General features: G+C 55.5%; 17 protein-coding genes. All 17 read right to left on the bottom strand.

Features of this window, described 5'->3' with window-relative positions; genetic code table 11:
• Window positions 1–65: 65 nt before the first annotated feature.
• Window positions 66–1,343 (bottom strand): TRAP transporter large permease, encoded by a 1,278-nt coding sequence (locus tag WKS99_RS07805; RefSeq protein ID WP_147572281.1) that lies wholly within the window; start codon window positions 1,341–1,343, stop codon window positions 66–68.
• Between the two features lie 3 nt (window positions 1,344–1,346).
• Complete coding sequence (locus WKS99_RS07800; RefSeq protein ID WP_147572280.1) at window positions 1,347–1,817, bottom strand: TRAP transporter small permease; 471 nt, start codon at window positions 1,815–1,817, stop codon at window positions 1,347–1,349.
• Window positions 1,818–1,858: 41 nt separating this feature from the next.
• Window positions 1,859–2,914 carry a DctP family TRAP transporter solute-binding subunit gene (locus tag WKS99_RS07795; protein WP_147572279.1) on the bottom strand — a complete coding sequence of 352 codons (1,056 nt, stop codon included), beginning with the start codon at window positions 2,912–2,914 and terminating at the stop codon, window positions 1,859–1,861.
• A 345-nt stretch (window positions 2,915–3,259) separates the two neighbouring features.
• Window positions 3,260–3,994 carry a FadR/GntR family transcriptional regulator gene (locus tag WKS99_RS07790; RefSeq protein WP_243200953.1) on the bottom strand — a complete coding sequence of 245 codons (735 nt, stop codon included), beginning with the start codon at window positions 3,992–3,994 and terminating at the stop codon, window positions 3,260–3,262.
• Between the two features lie 264 nt (window positions 3,995–4,258).
• The gene (gene spoIVA / locus WKS99_RS07785; protein WP_186852521.1) at window positions 4,259–5,737 is read right to left on the bottom strand and encodes a stage IV sporulation protein A; all 1,479 of its coding nucleotides are present in this window, start codon (window positions 5,735–5,737) and stop codon (window positions 4,259–4,261) included.
• Between the two features lie 170 nt (window positions 5,738–5,907).
• The gene (locus tag WKS99_RS07780; RefSeq protein WP_240287741.1) at window positions 5,908–7,437 is read right to left on the bottom strand and encodes a DUF3794 and LysM peptidoglycan-binding domain-containing protein; all 1,530 of its coding nucleotides are present in this window, start codon (window positions 7,435–7,437) and stop codon (window positions 5,908–5,910) included.
• Window positions 7,438–7,779: 342 nt separating this feature from the next.
• Window positions 7,780–8,664: a ribosome small subunit-dependent GTPase A gene (gene rsgA / locus WKS99_RS07775; protein ID WP_240287742.1), complete on the bottom strand. Its 885-nt coding sequence runs from the start codon at window positions 8,662–8,664 to the stop codon at window positions 7,780–7,782.
• Window positions 8,664–10,670: a Stk1 family PASTA domain-containing Ser/Thr kinase gene (pknB, locus tag WKS99_RS07770; protein WP_240287743.1), complete on the bottom strand. Its 2,007-nt coding sequence runs from the start codon at window positions 10,668–10,670 to the stop codon at window positions 8,664–8,666. The genes rsgA and pknB overlap by 1 nt, the downstream gene beginning before the upstream one ends.
• A gap of 40 nt (window positions 10,671–10,710) precedes the next feature.
• Entirely contained in the window at window positions 10,711–11,424 is a 714-nt protein-coding gene (locus WKS99_RS07765; protein ID WP_147572275.1) for a Stp1/IreP family PP2C-type Ser/Thr phosphatase, read from the bottom strand.
• A 46-nt stretch (window positions 11,425–11,470) separates the two neighbouring features.
• Window positions 11,471–12,496 (bottom strand): 23S rRNA (adenine(2503)-C(2))-methyltransferase RlmN, encoded by a 1,026-nt coding sequence (gene rlmN, locus WKS99_RS07760; protein WP_147572274.1) that lies wholly within the window; start codon window positions 12,494–12,496, stop codon window positions 11,471–11,473.
• Window positions 12,493–13,830 (bottom strand): 16S rRNA (cytosine(967)-C(5))-methyltransferase RsmB, encoded by a 1,338-nt coding sequence (gene rsmB, locus WKS99_RS07755; protein ID WP_262669752.1) that lies wholly within the window; start codon window positions 13,828–13,830, stop codon window positions 12,493–12,495. The genes rlmN and rsmB overlap by 4 nt, the downstream gene beginning before the upstream one ends.
• Before the next feature lie 231 nt (window positions 13,831–14,061).
• Complete coding sequence (gene fmt / locus WKS99_RS07750; protein ID WP_340405689.1) at window positions 14,062–14,985, bottom strand: methionyl-tRNA formyltransferase; 924 nt, start codon at window positions 14,983–14,985, stop codon at window positions 14,062–14,064.
• The gene (def, locus tag WKS99_RS07745) at window positions 14,982–15,485 is read right to left on the bottom strand and encodes a peptide deformylase (protein ID WP_147572271.1); all 504 of its coding nucleotides are present in this window, start codon (window positions 15,483–15,485) and stop codon (window positions 14,982–14,984) included. Before def ends, fmt begins: the two co-directional genes overlap by 4 nt.
• Window positions 15,486–15,531: 46 nt before the next feature.
• On the bottom strand, window positions 15,532–17,997 hold the full coding sequence (gene priA, locus WKS99_RS07740) for a replication restart helicase PriA (protein WP_340405688.1): 2,466 nt from the start codon (window positions 17,995–17,997) through the stop codon (window positions 15,532–15,534).
• Window positions 17,998–18,063: 66 nt separating this feature from the next.
• The gene (gene rpoZ, locus WKS99_RS07735; protein WP_147572269.1) at window positions 18,064–18,252 is read right to left on the bottom strand and encodes a DNA-directed RNA polymerase subunit omega; all 189 of its coding nucleotides are present in this window, start codon (window positions 18,250–18,252) and stop codon (window positions 18,064–18,066) included.
• Window positions 18,253–18,295: 43 nt separating this feature from the next.
• Complete coding sequence (gene gmk, locus WKS99_RS07730) at window positions 18,296–18,901, bottom strand: guanylate kinase (protein ID WP_186852651.1); 606 nt, start codon at window positions 18,899–18,901, stop codon at window positions 18,296–18,298.
• Entirely contained in the window at window positions 18,898–19,173 is a 276-nt protein-coding gene (locus WKS99_RS07725) for a DUF370 domain-containing protein (protein ID WP_340405687.1), read from the bottom strand. Before WKS99_RS07725 ends, gmk begins: the two co-directional genes overlap by 4 nt.
• Window positions 19,174–19,177 lie beyond the last annotated feature (4 nt).

Below are 19,177 nucleotides of genomic sequence, written 5' to 3'. Positions count from 1 at the left end.
TCTCTCCCCTGCCGGCACACCCAATCGTGTACCGGCAGAGAAGCTTGGCAGATCAGAACAACGGTTTAACCCAACAAGTTGGGAAGCGTCATAGGAATGAAGGGCAGGTAAGTCGTCAGCAACAAGGCTATGATGGATGCCACCACAAAGGGCAACACCGACTTTGACATTCTCTTCAAGCTGATATCAGCGATACCGCAACCCACATACAAATTGACGCCCACAGGAGGAGTAACCAGGCCAATCGCCAGGTTCATGACCATGATACAGCCCAGGTGTACGCCGTCGATACCCAGAGCCTCAGCAACAGGGTACAGGATGGGGACGATAATATACATGGCGGAGTTTGCGTCGATGAAGCAGCCGGCAATCAGCAGGATGATGTTGACGATCAACAGGAAGATGTACTTATTGCCCGCGGAAACCTGGATCAGCAGGTTGCTCGCATCAGCAGCCACACCAGTCACGGTCAGCACCCAAGCGAAGAGGCTGGCTGTACCGACGATAAACATGACCACGGCGGTCTGAGATACAGAATCACGCAAGATGGGCATGATGTCCTTCAGGGAAAGAGTACGGTAGATAAATAGACCGACAATCAGGCCATACAGAGCGGAAACAGCAGCAGCCTCAGTAGGGGTGAAGATACCACCATAGATACCGCCCAAGATGATGACAGGCATCAACAGACCCCAGAAAGCCTCCTTAAAGGCTGCCCAGCGTTCTTTCCCATTGGCCTTCGGCAACAGGACCAACTCACGGCCCCGGCTGACAAACTGCATGGCGAACACAAGGAAAATACCCATCAGGATACCGGGGACGATACCGGAGGCGAACAGAGAGCCCACAGACTTGCCGGTAACGGAGCCGTAGATGACGAAGGTGATAGACGGCGGGATGATGATGCCGATGGCACCGGCGGTAGACATCAAGGCGGCAGAATCGCCCTTATCATAGCCAGCCTTCACCATAGCGGGAATCAGGATCATGCCCAGAGCAGCCACTGTGGCGGGGCCGGAGCCGGAGATGGCAGCAAAGAAGCAAGCCACGATGACGCAGACCAGAGCCATACCGCTCTTTCGATGGCCCACCAGGGTCCGGCAAAAATCAATCAGCCGGGCGGAGATCCCGCTCTTTTCCATGACGTTGCCGCCCAAGATAAAGAAGGGAATGGCCAGCAGTACAAACTTACCCGTAGAAGAGTAGAGGTTGCTGGGGATCATAGAGAAGGGCAGATTCTCAGCAATCAGAGCGGCCACGCTGGAGATTCCCAGTGAAAGTCCAATCGGCACATTGAGGAGCAGAAGGACAAAGAAGGAGCCGAACAGAATCAGTGAAACCATAGCTTACTTCTCCTCCTTCTTCACCAAATGGGTAATGAACAGCTGAATATAACGGATGACCAGCACGCCACCACTGATGGGTACAAACATGCCAAACATCCACTCAGGCCACTGCATACCAGCGGTAAGCTGACCCAAAACGTACTCCTGCTTGGCCATGAAGAAACCAAACCAGAGAATGAGGACACCAAAGATAATCCCCATCAAGTCGCCCAGCAGAGTGCAAAACTTCTGCCCTTTCGCTGGGAAAAAATCGGTCAGAACAGTCAAGCCAAGGTGCGCGCCACGCTTGGCGGCCACAGCGGCGCCGGTCAGGCTTAGGATGATAAGACCCAGACAGGTCAGCTCCTCAACAAAGGGCATAGAAGCCTTCAGCACATACCGGGCAACTACGTTGACACAGGTCAACAGCATCATGACGAGCAGGATGATCGCACAGATGTTGTCTTCCAACAGTGAGAAAAACTTTTTCATTTGTGGTCCCTGCCTCCTTAATTACTTAGAAAACTCTGGAATCACTCGATGCCAAAGGCAGCGCAAGCATCCGCACCGTAGATCTCCTTGTACTCGTCAATGACAGGCTGAACAACAGCGGTAAACTCAGCCACATCTTCGTCGGTGAACTCGTAGATCTCACAGCCGTTCTCCTCGGCAAACTTAGTCTTCAGGTCCGCCTCCTCGGCGATGAGGGTCTGGTTCATTTCCTTGCAGGCCTCCTCCACACACTCGCGGATCAAAGCCTGGGTATCAGCGTTCAGCTTGTTGAAATTGTTGGAATTGGCCATCCAAGTAAACGCCTCGTACACATGGTTGGAAATGGAGATGTACTTCTGGACCTCCTGGACGTTGCCGGAGTTGATGGTACCAAGGCTATTATCATGGCCGTCGATGGTGCCCTGCTGCAGAGCAGTAAAGACCTCACTCCAGCTCATGGCCTGGGGGCTAGCGCCAAAGGCGGTATAAAAAGCGGAGAAGAAGTCACCGCCGGGCACACGGATCTTCAGTCCCTTCAGGTCATCAGGATCCTGGATGGGATGCTTGCTATTGGTCATAGCTTTAAAGCCGTTGTGGACAGCGCCCAGATAAGTGATGCCTTTCTCAGCCAGAACAGAGCTCAGGAACTCACCGCCCTCGCCAAAGAAAGCGTCCTCCGCCTCCTGATAGTCGGCAAAAATCCAGGGCAGAGTGCTTACCATCATTCGGTTATCCAGGTTGGCGATGATGGAGGTGGAATGGATGTCGATATCCACAGTACCGTCGGCCAGCAGTTCCAGGCCCTTGCTCATATTGCCGCTAGCCAGCTGGTCATTGGGGAATACATCAACAGTGACCAGTCCGCCGGACTTCTCCTCAATCTTCTCGGCAAACAGCTTGGCAGTACGGGTGTCGTTGCCCAGGTCCGTACCGTTACAGCTCAAACGCAGGGTCACTTTATCATACTGAGGTCCAGAAGCGGTACCCCCATTGCTGCCAGTGCTATTTGTGTTTGTGTCATTGCCACTGCCGCATCCAGCCAGCAGGGACAGCGCCATGGCAGAAGCCATAGCCAAAGCTAAAATTTTCTTCTTCATGTGTTTCCCTCCAAAAAATGTGTTTCCCTTTCCTCATTCTTCCATCCGCTGAAGCGACCGCTTTTAGTAGATTTGACAGCAAACTTCCGAACATAGGATGTTACGACCATCATAATAGACTATCTTTTAGGGAAAGTCAATGTCCTTTTTTTCAACTCGGGCAACTTCGTTGAACTAACTAATTTTTAAATCTAAAGCTGTATAATTTCACCAAAGCAGGCTTTCTGAGTTAATTTCTGGACATTTTCGCTTTTTATTTCAATCTTTTCGGAATGTCAGACAAAAAAAGAGGTCCAGGCCAAAAGCCGGACCTCTTTCCTTTGGTACGAATCGAAACACTGTACCCTATTGATCCTTATAAACTCCACGCCAATAGAAGTAGCTGTCATTGATTGCCTGATACAATTCTTCCATATTTGTACCAGCCAACTTATCCAGCAGATTTTTGTGCGTATCGATCAGGTACTGCCTGTCCCCTTTCTGAATGACTGTTTCAATAGTCTTTAGTCGAGATGCCTTGGTCAGCTCCACGATATTACTATGTACAATCATGATGGCAGCGTTCTCGGTGGACCGGGCCAGCTCATCATGAAACTCGATATCGGCGTCGGCAATCTTCTGAAAATCCGGGGGATCCTCCATCAAATAGCCTCTTAGTTTCTCATACTTCTGGTAAAGCACCTTCCATTGTTCCTCTGAAATGCGCTTTTCCAGCAGCATCTGCATAATACCGTTCTCCACCACTTCACGCAGACCAATCAACTCATTAAAAGAGCTCCCACTGCGCAGAATGATGCTGTATACCATTGGATTGAGTACCTTGGGAGAAAACCCGTCACATACATAGGTCCCTTCGGCCCGTCGAATCGTCAATACGCCATAGGCGACTAAAATACGAACCGCTTCACGCACTGTATTTCGCCCGACGCCAAATTTCCGGACCAGTTCCGACTCCACTGGGATCTGGTCGCCAGGTTTTAACTCTCCACTGATAATCGCTTCGGTCAGTCTGGACACCACAATATCCACCATCGATTTACTTGCAATCGGCGCAAGATAGTTTTTGTCCAGCTCCTTCATATAATCACCCGCGTCTGCTTTAATAATTATATCCTTACGATACCCCATTCTATGATATAATTTCTTTTACATTATACCTTCAAATTTTTTATAATACAAGAGCTAATTCCGAAAGGATTTCGCTCAATCTATTTTGTGCTAAAAATTTTCTTTTCTGTTGTTTTAACTTGAAACACCCAGAAGCGGGTCTTTTGTCTCTTTTAGAAAAATCGCGCCTCTCCGGCAGATCTGCCGGGGAGGCGCGGGCTATATCCTTCATTCTCACTACAGGATGATGCAGATCAACCCTCCAGATCCCTCGTTGATGATACGCTGGAGGGTCTCCCTTAACTTGGTCCGGGCATCCTCAGGCATCCGTTTGATCTTGGAATTTAGATCCTCATTGACCAGCTCATGGAGAGACTTTCCAAAAATATTGGCCTCCCAGATCTTGCTGGAATCACCCTCATATTCCTGAAGGAGATAGTTAATCATATCCTCGCTCTGCTTCTCTCCCCCTACGATGGGCGAGACCTCTGTTTCAATATCTGCTCGGATCATATGAATGGAGGGGGCGCTGGCTTTCAGACGTACCCCGTATCGTCCTCCCTGCTTGACGATTTCAGGCTCCTCCAGCACGAGGGAGTCAATAGAGGGCACCACAATTCCGTATCCCGTCTGCTCCACCTGCTCTAAGGCGTCCGATACTTTGTCGTAGGCGCATTTCACCTTGGCCAGTTCTGTCAGCAGGGCCATCAGATCTCCGTCATCCCCTACCTGGAAGCCAGACTGCTGGGACAGTGTAGCGTAGAATAGGCTACGGGGCAAGTCCAGTGTGGCCGCGGACAGCCCTGTGCCCAAATCGATTGAGGTGATCCGCGCTCCACTTACCACTTCGCAGTTCTGGAATGAGGAGACGGCCTGCTCCACGTCCCGTATCCGGCGCAGTTCACTGGTCCCCTCCCGGATGGCGCTGTATAGCTCCGCTTTGATGGGATGCTCCTGGGGCAGGGCATCCACCCAAGGCGGAAGAAACAGGTCCAGCTCCTTAATGGGGAACTCATAGAGGACGCCCTTGAGTAGATCGTTGATCTCCTCTTGGCTCAGTTCCAGGCAGTTGACCGCTACACAGGTAACGTCGTACCGTTGCGCGATATCCGCCCGGATGGCTTGGGCACGGTCAGATTCCGGATAGGCGGAGTTGAGCAGTACAACAAAGGGCTTGCCCAGCTCCTTCAGTTCGGAGATGACCCGTTCCTCAGGCTCTAAATAATCCTCCCGCTGGATGTCGGTGATCGTCCCATCTGTTGTGATTACGATGCCAATCGTGGAGTGCTCTGAAATCACTTTTCGGGTACCGATCTCCGCGGCCTCAGCCATAGGGATCTCATGGTCAAACCAAGGAGTGGTGACCATGCGCTCATTCTCCCCCTCTAGCTGGCCCACGGCCCCACTGACCATATAGCCTACGCAGTCGATCAGCCGGACCTGAAAGGCAGCTCCCCCCTCTACCTGGACAGAGACGGCCTCCTCGGGGACGAACTTTGGCTCGGCGGTCATGATGGTGCGGCCGGAGCCGCTCTGAGGCAACTCATCCCGTGCCCGTTCCCTCCGGTATACATTCTCGATATTGGGAATCACCAGAGTCTCCATGAACCGCTTGATAAAGGTGGATTTTCCTGTACGAACCGGCCCCACGACGCCGATGTAGATATCCCCTTCGGTCCGCAGGGCAATATCCTCGTAGATTTTGCGATCTTCCACTGCAATTCCTCCTTCGGCTCTTTGGTCAGCCGGTAGTTTCCATACAATCTATGAGGATAAGCTGTATAATATAACAGCAGGAAACCTCTTTTCCATAAAAACATAGAGAGGATGGCCGCAGAGCGCATCCATCCTCCCTATTCTCTATGTCCGGAGCACAAGCACTCCTTTCACCGGGTACTGGGAATCAACAGCATGATACCAGTGGGCAGTGTGCCCTCTTCCAACTCATTGGCCTGCAGTATCTCTTGGGTAGTTGTGCCGTAGGCCTTGGCAATATCCCAGATATCCTCTCCGGGGGCAGCCAGCCTCAGCACCACAGAGGGTCTAACGCCGCTGCTGCACCGTGCCTCCCCAAGTCTGGCGCCACGAACCACAGGCACAGAGATGCACTCCGTAGTCAGGCAGTGGAATTCGACGGTAAACCGTACCTCCACGCCGCCGGCGGAGGGGGTGGCAAATACTTCGCCTGAGGTGGAACAGCGGCAGCTGCACCGACTGCCCTCGGAACAGTTCAGGCGGCACTGGACTGGAATAGTCCGGCGGACACACTGGACCATCTCATTTTCATCCAGGTACATGACAGTGATCCAAGCCTCGGCGGTCAGGACTAACTCTTTCCCCTCCCTGCTCTGGCTCACCTGGCCCAGAGCCAGGCGGCTGTCTACCACGCTTCGTACCATCTCACCTGTCTCCAGCAGCTCCCGGACGGCCTGGGGACGGATCGACTGCTCCCCCAGCTGGAACAGCTGCTGATTGTCCCGGTCCGCCTCCAACTGCCAGCTGGTGCTGTATAGGTCTTGGAGCAAGGTTACCGGACGGTGGCAGCGCACCTCAGCCTGGGCCAGCAGCTCCAGCGTCACCTCCAAGCTGCGGCTGTCCTCACTGCTGGGACCGCACCGGAAGTCTGTAATCTCCACCAGGACCTGGCAATCTCCCTCTTCTCCAGCACCTGTTACCTCCAAAATCTGAGAGAAAGGCATGGACTCGTGGTTAGTGGTCAATCCGCCGCCCGCCTCCAGAAGGAGCAGCTCCAGCTCAACCACCCCTTTCAGAATCAGTTTGGTTCCTATGAGCTTGTTTTCTGAGCATACAGCACTGGCCCGGCTGGCCAGAAGTTGAGGAATCTCTCCTTGGTTTCCCTGAAGTCTGATCTGTTCAGTAAATGTAAAGGGTTTTTCCTGGACAGATGAAATCTGATAATTTTCTCCCTGATACTGGCGCTGGCACAGTGTATGGTCTTCAGTATCAGACGCGCCGCTACAGATAGGGATTTCTGTTGGCTGGAGTGCTGTCACATCTACCGCTAGATCCACCCGGAGCAGCACCTTCCTGGGGTTTAGTGCTCTCGCTTCAGCGCAGCGCAGGCGAGGACTGGCCTCTACATATCCCTGGTCCGTGAGCCCTGGGGCCTCGGCCTGACAGGTAAATGGAAGTCCCACCTCCATACGGCGCAGCCCGGCAGAACCCTCAGGCTGGTACAGAATGACAGCCCGGACCATGCCGGTTACTACCGCCATACCCTCTTTGGCTGCCTTAGAGCTGAGTGTAGCCTGACCGCACACATCCACGATCCGCAGAATATCCGGACAGGCGTCCGGAACAATGGACTCCAGCGTTTCCTCCTGGCAGAGCGTCACCTCAGTCAGTGTTTCATAACATACGATTGTATCCCGTTCAAATTCCAGTTCCATGGTCATTGTCCTCTCCTTATCATGGTGTCAGGCCGGCGGAACGCGGCCCCGGCTTTGTGACACCATATGAGAGAACGGCAGAATGTATGACTGCTTTTTCCCCTCTCAGGACTTATCGCACCCCGAAGATCCTGCGCAGCAGTCCCCGCAGGCATTTGGGGGAACGCACCACTACGATACCCATGAACACGCCTCCCCTCCCCTAAATTGACCGTCTCCGGCTGTTACCATTATATGGCGGAAGGGCTGGTCCGTGTCACTGATCCTCCTCTTTTCTCTCCATCTCCTCCACTTTGGGATTTAGAAATAGGAAAGGAGCGGATGACGAAATCGTCATCCGCTCCTTTCCTATCCGCGCTCCCAATCTGGAATCGCTTTGGCCTGTTCATACAGGCGTACATAGCTCTGATGCCGAGTTGGTTCAATCTCTCCCTCTTTCAGAGCCGCCAAAACGGCGCAGCCCTTCTCCTTCACATGAGCGCAGTCTTGAAACCGGCATCGTCCCAGGTAGGGCGCAAAGTCTGGAAAGGCATACTGCAACTCCTCTTTGCGGGCCAGCTCCATGCGGTCCACATCGAAGGAAGAGAACCCCGGCGTATCCGCTGCCAAGGCGCTACACGACAGGCGGTACAGCTCCACATGGCGGGTGGTATGCCGGCCCCGGCCCAGCTTTTGGCTCACATCCCCGGTGGAAAGGGCAATTCCAGAGTCCAGCGCGTTCAATACGCTTGATTTCCCTACCCCCGAATTTCCTGTAAAGGCAGATACCTTTCCGGTGATTAGACTGCGAAGCTCCTCCAGTCCCTCCCCGGTTTCCGCGCTGATGCGAAGGGTTGGAAAGCCAGCCCTGTGATAGATTCCAGCCAGTTTCTGGCCATCTGCAAGGTCGCATTTATTGATGCAGATGATACACTGGCAGTTCCTGCTCTGGGCGATGGCGGCCACCCGGTCGATAAGGAAAGGGTCTGTAACCGGTACAGCTTCCGAAGCGATGATAACCAGTTGGTCGATGTTGGCTACCGCAGGACGGAAAAACTCATTTCTCCTAGGCAGGATCTCATCCAGCGTGCCCGGGCTGCCATCTAAGGATGGGGTAAACCGTACCCGGTCCCCCACCAGAGGCGTCATCTTAATATGGCGAAGCCTGCCCCGTCCCCGACAGGTATAGACGCTCGCTCCGTCATCCACATAATAGAAGCCGCTGAGGGCCTTCATGATCGTACCTTCCGCCATCATCCTTCAAAACTTTCTGTCCAGCTGTTCTGTAGGACGCCATCTACATAGAGGGACATATTCTTGCTTTCTCCCGCTTTGGCCGTCACCGATACTTCAACCAGCATTTCCATTGTGGTGTCTATATCGTCGGAAAAAACGACCTCTCCGTCCGCCAGGATCTGAATAAACGCTACTCCACCAGTTTCCGGCAGAGGGACGCTCAACGTCTTGGTGACATCCTTAGCCTGGGTGCTGGGGTCCGGTCCCTGGCTGACCTGAAGACTGACAACGCTTCCAGCCTCGACCTCTTTATACGCCTCAGGATACTGCCACACTACCTGCCCCGCCTGAGCGGTATCGCTGTACACAGGGGTGACAGTCCCCACCTTCAGCCCAAGGGCGGTAATATCTTCTTCCGCCTTTTCCTGGGTTAAGCCTACCAGGCTGGGCATGGAAAAGGTCTCCGTAGCTGGCCCCAGGCTGACTACCATATGGACCTCCGTTCCCAGGGGAACCGGATTATTTTCCAGCGGCGTGAATGATATGACATGGTTGTAGGCAATCGTATCGTCATGCTCATAGGTGGGGGTGGCCACCTTCAGCCCCATCTCTGTGACCGCCAGATAGGCTTTGGAATACTCCATATTTTTTAGGTCAAGCATATTCACTGTTTCCGGTCCGCCACTGACAGTCACGGTGATAGGTGTCACCTCATCCTGGACCTTGGAGTCCGCTGCCGGGTCCTGGTGGAGGATTACACCTGCGTCGGTGTCCTCGTCGGTCTTTGTTTCTCCCAGGACCACCGTAAAATGCTCACCCAGTATGGACGGGTCCGTCATCACTTCCTCATAACTCTTACCAATCAAATTTGGTACATCATAGCTGATCTGCGGTGTAAACAGGCCGGACAGGAAGGTATTGTAGAGGAAATAGACAACCACGCCGATAAAAGCCAGTATAGCTACCACAGCCCCCACCACCGGCCAAGGGAAGCCTCCCTGCGGCCCATCCTCGTCCTCCTCCTGGCGGCGAGGGCGGTGGTCCTCTCTGTGGCCGCCGGAATGGCGCCGCTCTGGTCTTGCCTCCCGGCTCCGATGTGAGGCCGATACCGCATGGATCTGAGTCTTGTCTCTGTCTTCCTCTTCAGGGGATGCGACGGAAAATTCGTTGAGATTATACTCAAAATTAATGGTAGGATTCTTCCGAAACTCCTCCAGATCCGCCAGCATTTCATCCGCGTTGAGGTATCGGTTGTCCGGATTGGGGGCCATCGCTTTCATAGTGATGGCCTCCAGTGCCTCAGGGATTGATGGATCGATCTCTCTGGGAGACAGAGGGATCGAGTTGATATGCTGAATGGCCACCGAAACCGGGGTATCCCCTTCAAATGGAAGCCGTCCGGTGATCATTTCATAGAGCACCACACCGGCGGAGTACAAATCGGAGCGTGCGTCAATAAAGCTACCCCTGGCCTGCTCCGGAGAGATATAGTGGACAGAGCCCAGCGCCTCCTGGGTCAAAGTGCTGTGGCCCCCGGAGGCCACCCGCGCGATGCCGAAGTCGGCCACCTTTACGCTCCCGTCCCGGAGCACCATCACATTGTGGGGCTTGATGTCCCGATGGATAATGCCCCGGCTGTGGGCGTGGCCCAGCGCCTTGGTAATTTGTGTGATGAAGTGGAGGGCCTCACGCCAGTTCAGCTTGTTCCCCTTCTTCTGCATATATTGCTTCAGGGTAATCCCGTCGATCAGTTCCATGACGATATACTCCAGCTGGGAGGAGCGGCTCACGTCATAGACAGCCACGATATTTGGGTGGGACAGCATGGCTACAGCCTGGGACTCGTCGTGGAAGCGGCGGCGGAACTCGGCGTCCTGGGCCAGATCCTCCCGCAAAATCTTGATAGCCACCAGCCGGTTCAGGCGGTGGCACCGTGCCTTATACACCCTGGCCATGCCGCCGGAGCCGATAAGCTCCAGTATCTCATATCGGTTGTCGAGTAATTTACCTATGTATTGATCCATGGTAACATCCTCCCTATCTTCTTGTTCATAACCGGGGCCGTCAGCAGCGGATCAGGACCGCTGTCACGTTGTCCGGCGCGCCCCGGTGAAGGGCGATGTCCAGCAGACGCTGGGGACAGCTTTCGCTGTCACCGCCGTGGATCACCTCGTAGAGCATCTCCTGCTCTGTGACCAGATTGCTCAACCCATCGCTGCACAGCAGGAGAAAATCACCCTGGGCCAGCGGCTGGCGAAAGCAGTCCGCCAACAGCACAGGCTCGGCGCCCAGGGCCCGGGTAATCAAATTTTTATGCGGATGAGTCCTGGCCTGTTCTCTCGTCAGCTCTCCCCGCTCCACCAGGTCCTCGACCAGAGAGTGGTCCCTGGTGATCAGCACGATGCCGTCCCCATTGATATGATAGGCCCGGCTGTCCCCCTCGTTAAGGATGACCGCCTCCCCCGCTCCGGCCAGAGCAGCCACCAGTGTGGTGCCCATCCCAGTGCAATCCTCATCTGTGGCTGCCTTTTGGAATATCTCTTGGTTGGCCTGGGAGGCCGCCCGCTGCATCCGCTCCTGGTCATCGCCACTCTCCCGTAGAAAGCGGTCCATAAACAGGTCCACAGCCATAGCGCTGGCCACATTGCCTGCTCTGGCGCCTCCCATTCCATCACAGACCAGAGCGATCACCCGTCCGTCATCCATTGTCCGGGCAGAAAACGCATCTTGATTTTGTTGCCGAACCACACCCCGATGGGTAATCCCCCATACTTCCATGGAATGTAACCTCACTTCTTAGCGGTACACCACCGGCACCGCTTCGTCAATTTTCCTCTCTCATGGCCTTTCTCCGCAGTTGGCCGCAGGAGGCGTCGATATCTCCCCCCAGCTTGCGCCGGACGGTGACGGTAACCCCCTGGCTCTCCAGCCGCTTCTGGAAAGCCGCCACTCGCCTGCTTGGTTTCAGAGGACTCTCCTCCACGTCGTTGAGAGGAATTAGATTCACATGACCGGGTGTTCCCTTCAGCAGGCTGGCCAGCCGGTCGGCCTGTTGGTCAGAGTCGTTAACTCCGTCGATCATGGCGTACTCATAGGAGATCCGCCGTCCGGTGGTCTGGAAATACCGGCGACAGCAATCCATCAGCCTTTCCACCCCTATGCCCCGATTTACTGGCATGATTTTCGACCGCGTCTCGTCATCGGGCGCGTGGAGGGAAACGGATAGTGTTAATTGTAACCCACGCTGGGCCAATTTGTCAATTTTGTCTACCAAGCCGCAGGTGGACAGAGAGATATGCCGCATCCCAATGTTCAATCCGTCGGGATGGTTGACCAGGGTGAGGAACTTCATCACCGTGTCATAGTTATCCAATGGCTCCCCGATGCCCATCAGAACGATGTTGGAGATTGGCTCACCGCTGTCTATCTGGGTAAACAGGACCTGGTCCACCATCTCCGCCGGAGTCAAATCCCGGACCTTTCCAGCCAGGGTAGAGGCACAAAAGGCACACCCCATGCGGCAGCCCACCTGACAGGAGATACATACCGTATTTCCATGCTTGTACCGCATCAAAACTGTTTCAATACAGTTGCCATCGGCCAGCTCCCAGAGGTATTTGATCGTCCCATCCAGGGCGGAAACCTGCTTCCGGGCCACCTTGGGCTTGGACAGAAAGCACTGCTCCTCCAGCTTTTGACGAAGGGGCTTGGACAGGTCGCTCATCTCCCCAAAGGAGGTGGCCCCCCGGTAGAACCAACGAAAGACCTGCTTTCCCCGAAAGGCGGGCTCTCCCTGCTCTTGGAGCCAAGCGGTCAGCTCCTCCAGTGTCATGGATTTTAGGTCAATCAAAGGGAATCCTCCCCCTTCCGAAGCTTACAAATAAAGAATCCGTCGGTGTCGTGGCGATGTGGCCACAGGGTAATCATCCCCTCCGGGGCGGCTCCTACTGGGTCAGGCAGTACAAAGGGCTCCTTTTGGAAGGAGCTGTCCCTTGTTAAAAAGGTCCCAATGACCTCCTCGTTCTCCCGACGGAGAAGCGTGCAGGTAGAGTAGAGCAGCGTCCCGCCGGGCCGTACATACCGGGCCGCATTGGACAGGATGGCCAGCTGGATCTCTGGAAGTCCCTCCAAAGGCGCCGGGTCCTTGTAGCGGATATCCGGCTTTTTACGGATGACACCCAGCCCGGAGCAGGGGGCGTCTACCAGTACCAGGTCAAAGGCACGCTCCCACTCCGGGTGAAATACTTTGCCGTCGGCGGTCTGTGGAGTAATGATGTCCAGACCCAACCGGTCCGCGCCGGCCTGGATGAGTTTCTTTTTATGGGGATGAAGGTCGCAGGAAATGACCTGGCCACAATTTTCCATCGCAATCGCCGCAGCGAAGGACTTTCCTCCGGGGGCGGCACAGCAGTCCAGCACCCTCATGCCGGAGATGGGGCCTGCGGCGAGGACGGCCAGCCGGGACGCTGGGTCCTGCACATAGAACAGACCCTTTTGAAAGGCATCAAGCTCCTCCAGATTACCCGTCCGGGCCAAAAGCAGACAGTCGTTCAGCCATAGGTGGAGTCGTGCCTCCACCCCCGCCTCCTCCAGCTTATCCCGCAGCTCCTGGGCCGTAATCTTTGTTGTGTTCACCATAACGGACATAGGTGGCTGGCTATTATTTGCTGCAAGCAGCTTGGATGTTTCCCCTGTCCCGATGGCCAAGAGAAATTCCTTTACCATCCACTCCGGATGGGAATACAAAATAGACAGATAAGAGGTGGGGTCCCGCTGAGGTACCGTGGGCAGATCGTCCAGACTTCGGACCAACGCCCTCAAAATACCATTTACCATTCCCGCCGCCCTGGGGTTTTTACAGTGCCGTTTGGCCAGCTCCACCGAGCTGTTTACCGCCGCGCTCTGGGGAATCTTATCCAGAAAGAGAAGCTGGTATGCCCCCAAGCGCAGGGCCTGTACCACCTTTTCCTCCATCCTCTTCAGGGGAATATTGGAAAACCGGGACAGATAAAAGTCCAGCAGCATCTGATTTTGAAGCACGCCAAAGCACAGTTGGGTGGCAAGGGCCGCATCCCGTCTGTCCGCTCCGTGTTGAGCTAGTTGTTTCTTCAACACACCATCCGACCAGCCCCCTTGCTTGTGGCAGGCATACAGCGCCTGCAACGATACCTCGCGTGCGTCCATGCTTCTCACCGGCCTTTCTTCTTCTTTTCTTGAAAGAAAAAGGAGGGGAAAACTTGAGAAAAACTTCGTTTTCTCTCACTTTCTTACCATTTCTCTCAGCGTTAAAACAGAATGCCAATCAGGTCCTCCTATCATAGCAGCCGGGATGACTATAAAATACAGGCAAGTCTCCCTATAAATTGGCAAATGCCATGATAAATGACCGCTCCCATGGCGTTTCTCCTTTTTCAATCACAGGTGAATGGGATGGCCAGCCAAATAGGAGGCGGCGGACATACGCTTGCCGCCAGGAGCCTGCAGCTCTAGGATACGGAGGAGCCTTCCGTCCCCACAGGCCACATCGATACCTTCCTTCCCCGCGGCGACCACTGTACCAGGCTGTTTGTCCGTCCCCTGGTCCAGAAGGGTGGACTTGAACACTTTGACTGGCTCTGCAGAAAAGATGTCCGTGGATGTGGCTGGCCATGGCACCAGCCCTCTGATCTGGTTATGGATGTCCCGCCCACTCCTGCTCCAGTCGATGGGAGAGAGCTCTCGGGACAGCATAGGAGCCAGCGTAGCCTGGCTGTGGTCCTGAGGGATCCGCCGGGCGGTCCCGGCAGCCAGCTCCGCCACAGTTTGGACCAGCAACCGCCCACCCAGGTCAGCCAGCCGGTCGTGGACGTTCTCCACCGTTTCCTCCGGGTCGATATGGGTTGTCTCCTGGGCGATGATATCTCCGGCGTCCAGTTCCCCGGCCATATACATAATGGTCACACCTGTCTCCTTTTCCCCACGGATCACTGCCCAGTTGATGGGGGCAGCCCCCCGGTATTTGGGCAGCAGAGAGGAATGGACATTGATGCAGCCCATTGGAGGCAGAGCCAGGATATCGTCAGGTAGGATACGGCCATAGGCGGCCACCACCACCAGCTCCGGTGCCAGCTCCCTGAGCTGGGCTAATGCTGTGCCATCCCGAAGCTTGGTAGGCTGGTAGACCGGGATCCCATGAGCTGCGGCGCAGGACTTGACCGGTGTAGGCTGAAGCTTGTTCTGGTGCCGCCCAACCGGCTTGTCCGGCTGGCTGAACACCCCGCACACCTCATGTCCCGCGGAAATCAGCCCCTCTAGGGAGGGAACAGCAAAGTCTGGAGTGCCCATAAAGACGATCCTCATCCCCGCTCCTCCTGCTCCTCTTCCGACATCATCTGGTCCAAATCCTCGTTAGTATAGAGCTTGTCCGTCAGTTCCGTGTACAGATGGCCGTCCAGATGGCTCAACTCGTGACAGAAACAGCGGGCGGTGAGTTCCTGTCCCTCCACCTCAAACCAGTTTCCATCCCGGTCCTGGGCCTTTACTTTAACCCAAGCCGGCCGCTTCACATAGCCCCACAGTCCAGGGACAGACAGGCAGCCCTCCAGTCCGTCCTGTTCGCCCTTCTGGTCAACGATTTCAGGGTTGACCAGCTCCAGCATCTCTCCATCATCATTCACCACGATGACCGCACGGCGCAGGATGCCCACCTGAGGAGCGGCCAGCCCAAGGCCGTTGGCCTTTGCCAGCGTCTCCTTCAAGTCGTCCAGCAGCTCCCACAGCTTCTGGTCAAATTTGGTGACGGGATGGCACATCTTATTCAGGGCCGGATCGCCCTTGGTTAGGATCGTACGAATCGCCATGTTATTTTCTCCTTTTATTCTTCTGTCGGGGCCTCAAAGCCCAAGTCTAACTCTGATAGGGATCCCAATCTCCATACACGGACACCCCCCGGTTGTCCTTATCCTGATGGACGGACCGGATGAGATGAGCAATCAATCTACGGACTTCCCTGGTACAGGGGCCAGTCAAAGTCAGGCGATAACGGTAGCGGTTATTCACCTTCGCCACCGCAGCCGGAGCCGGACCCAGCACCTGCCAACCGCCCGGAGCGTATCGCTTCAGCTCCTGGTCAAGCGCCTGCCGCAGTCGGTCACAGCACCGCAGGACAGCCACCTCATCCACACTGGAGGCGGTGAGTACGATGATATCCTGAAAAGGCGGGTAGCCCCGCAGCCGACGCAGCAGGATCTCGGACTGGTAGAAACTGTCATAATCCTGGCTTGCGGCACATCGGATCACATCGTTTTCCGGGGTAAAGGTCTGGATGACCGCTCGTCCCTGTTTGTCCCCCCGCCCTGCGCGGCCTACGACCTGGGTCAGCAGAGAGAAGGTGCGTTCCCCAGCCCGGAAGTCGTCCACATACAGGGACAAATCGGGAGCGATGACCCCAACCAAAGTCACATTTTCAAAGTCCAGACCTTTGGCTACCATCTGGGTCCCCACTAAAATGGGAATCCGTTCCTTCTGAAAGCGGTCCAGCAGCTCCTCATGGGGGTGGGCCGCTGAAACTGTATCCGTATCCATCCGCAGAACCTGCGTGCCTGGAAACAACGCTTCCAACTCCTCCTGGACCCGCTGGGTCCCCACCCCGATAAAGTTCAGCAGTCCTCCGCAGGAGGGACACACCGGGGGCAGGGGCTGGGACCAGCCGCAGTGATGGCACATGAGCCTGCCGTTGGCCGAGTGATAGGTCAGCTTCACTGAGCACCGGGGGCACTCAGGCACCTGCCCGCACTCTCCGCAGGAGACCATTCGGCTGGCTCCCCGGCGGTTGAGGAACAAAATCGACTGCTCGCCCCGCGCCAGATTTTCTTCCAGCTCCCGCCGGAGCACGGAGCTGATGGCGGAGGCGTTGCCTTGACGCAGCTCCTGCTTCATATCGGCCAGGATAACCTGTGGAAGCGGGTGCTGGTTATAGCGGTTCTTCAGCTGGAACAGGTGGTATGTCCCCTCCTGCCCATGGTACATGCTCTCCACAGAAGGAGTAGCGGAGCCCAGCACCAGCAGAGCCCCGTGCTGGACACAGCGGTATTTCGCAATATCTCGGGCGTGGTACCGTGGAACATTTTCTGATTTATAGCTGGTCTCCTGCTCCTCATCCAGGATGATGACGCCGATGTTGTCCAGAGGGGCAAAGACAGCGGACCGGGTGCCAATGACCACGGTAGCTGTTCCTTCACGTACCCGCTTCCACTCGTCATACCGCTCCCCCGCCCGAAGTGAGCTGTGAAGGACGGCTATCTGATCCCCAAAGTGAGAAGTGAATATTCTTAGCAGCTGCGGTGTCAGAACGATCTCCGGCACCAGGACTAGCGCTGTTTTCCCCTGCTTTCTGGTTTCCTGGATCAGTCGGATATAGATCTGTGTCTTGCCGCTGCCTGTCACACCATAGAGCAGCGCGGCAGCCGGCTGACCGCTCCGGCGCAGCTGGTCAAGCCCCTCAAACGCCTCCTGCTGTTCCCGGTTGAGCACCAGGGGCTGGGCCGGCTCCACCTGGATGGCAGGCAGGCGTCGGAACACCTCCCGCTCCTCCAAGGTCAATATTCCACTTTTTTCTAGGGATTTTATGGTAGGCATAGAAGCCCCGGTGAAATAACACAACTCTTTGACCGAAGCCGCACCCAGTGTACACAGCAGTTCGGTTACGGAGTATCGAAGGGGAGCCGTCTTTCGCTTGGGCGTGACCATCGCCATAGCGTCCTCCGTGGGGACCGCCAACACCGCCAGCTTCTCCCGCTTATCCCCTACGCCCCGGCGTGTACTTGTTTCCAGCCGCGCCGCGCCTCTCTCCACCAAAAGATGGATCGCCGGATTGGGATCCTTGGGGCCGAAGGCCATACGGATCTGTTCCATATCTCCCCTTCCGCCCCAGTCATACAGCAGGTCCAAGAGCTGTACCGCCAGGGCCGCCCCCTCCGCCGTCTGATAGGCCGCTTCCTTGTCTCCCTGGACCACTACCTGATCCCGGAGTGAGAAATAGAGCCCTGCCGGCAGCATGGCTTTGACGCAGTCATACATCGTACAGAAACAGCGTTCCCGCATCCAAAGGGCCAGTTGGATCCCTTTATGGTCCAGCACCGGCGCATCATCTAACTTAGATTGGATGGCTTTTAGAGAGGGGCCACCCTCCCCCTCCTCACGGATGGAGAGGACAATGCCGTCCGTCCCCCGGTTTCCGCTTCCAAAAGGGACGAGCACCCGCATACCAGGCACCAGTTCCTTCTCCAACTCCTTGGGGATCCAGTAGTCATAGGGCTTATCAATAGCGTAGACGGCCCTGGAAACAGCGACTTTTGCGATTTTCCGTCCCACGGTCCGACCACCCCCTATCACAAGGAAAGCAAGCGCAAGGTTCCCCTTCGCCTGCTTTCTCTCCCTTTACTCCTGGTCCAATTTTCCTTCCGCCACCTCCCGGATGGCAATGCTGACCGGCTTGTCGTCCAGCGGCACACCAGCCGTCTCCGCCTCGCTGGCGATCTTGCGGGCCCGGCAGGCCACAACGTTTACCAGCTCATAGCGGCTGGGCACCTTCTTCAGTAAATCCTTCATAGCGGGATAGAGCATCATGATAAAAACCCCTTTTCAACCATAATCGTTAAAACTTTTTCGCTCAGATAAACTGGGAGAGCATACCGCTCCGGTTCTCCACCCGGCATTGGGCGGCGGTCAGGATGGACTCGATTTCATAAACCGCATTTGACACCTTGTCGTTGATCACCAGGTAGTCATAATTCGGTATCTCCCGAAATTCGATCCGAGCCTTTTCCAGACGCCCGGAGATAACCTCCTCACTGTCGGTATTCCGGCCGTGAAGACGTCGGGAAAGCTCCTCAAAGGAGGGCGGAATGATAAAGATGGACAGTGCGTCTGGGCACTGGTCCTTTACCTTGGCCGCTCCCTGAACCTCGATATCTAGCAGCACATCAATGCCGGCCGCCAGCTTCTCCCGTATTACCTTGAGTGAGGTCCCATAGTAGTTATTGACATACTCGGCATATTCCAGCAGCTCCTGGGCGGCGATCATCCGCTCAAACTCAGCCCGGTCTACAAAGTTATAATTGACCCCATCTTGCTCCCCCACACGGGGTTGACGGGTGGTGTAGGACACAGAGAAATAGATGTCAGGGCGCTGTCCCAATAGTTCAGCGATCACCGTGCTCTTGCCCACACCAGAGGGCCCGGAGAGGACGATCAGTTGCCCCTTTTCTTTCTTTATGGCCATGTGGCCCCCTCCTCTTCCTGTCTGTCCGCCTTTTCTCCTTCCAGCCGGCTGGCCACATCATCGGGCGAAAGAGCGGACAAAATCAGATGGTCATTGTCCATTACCAGCACGGAGCAGGTCTTACGCCCATAGGTGGCGTCAATGAGTACGCCCCGCTCTCGGGCCTCCTGGATCATGCGTTTGATCGGGGCTGATTCCGGCGCGATGACCGCCAGCAGCCGCTGGGCGGAAATCAGGCTGCCAAATCCGATATTGATCAGCTTCACAGCG

This window comes from Flintibacter sp. HCN-6482 (assembly GCF_037892565.1).
GTDB classification, from domain to species: domain Bacteria; phylum Bacillota; class Clostridia; order Oscillospirales; family Oscillospiraceae; genus Lawsonibacter; species Lawsonibacter aceti.
The sequence above is the reverse complement of the archived record's forward strand: the minus strand, read 5'-3'. Positions and strand labels throughout refer to the sequence as shown.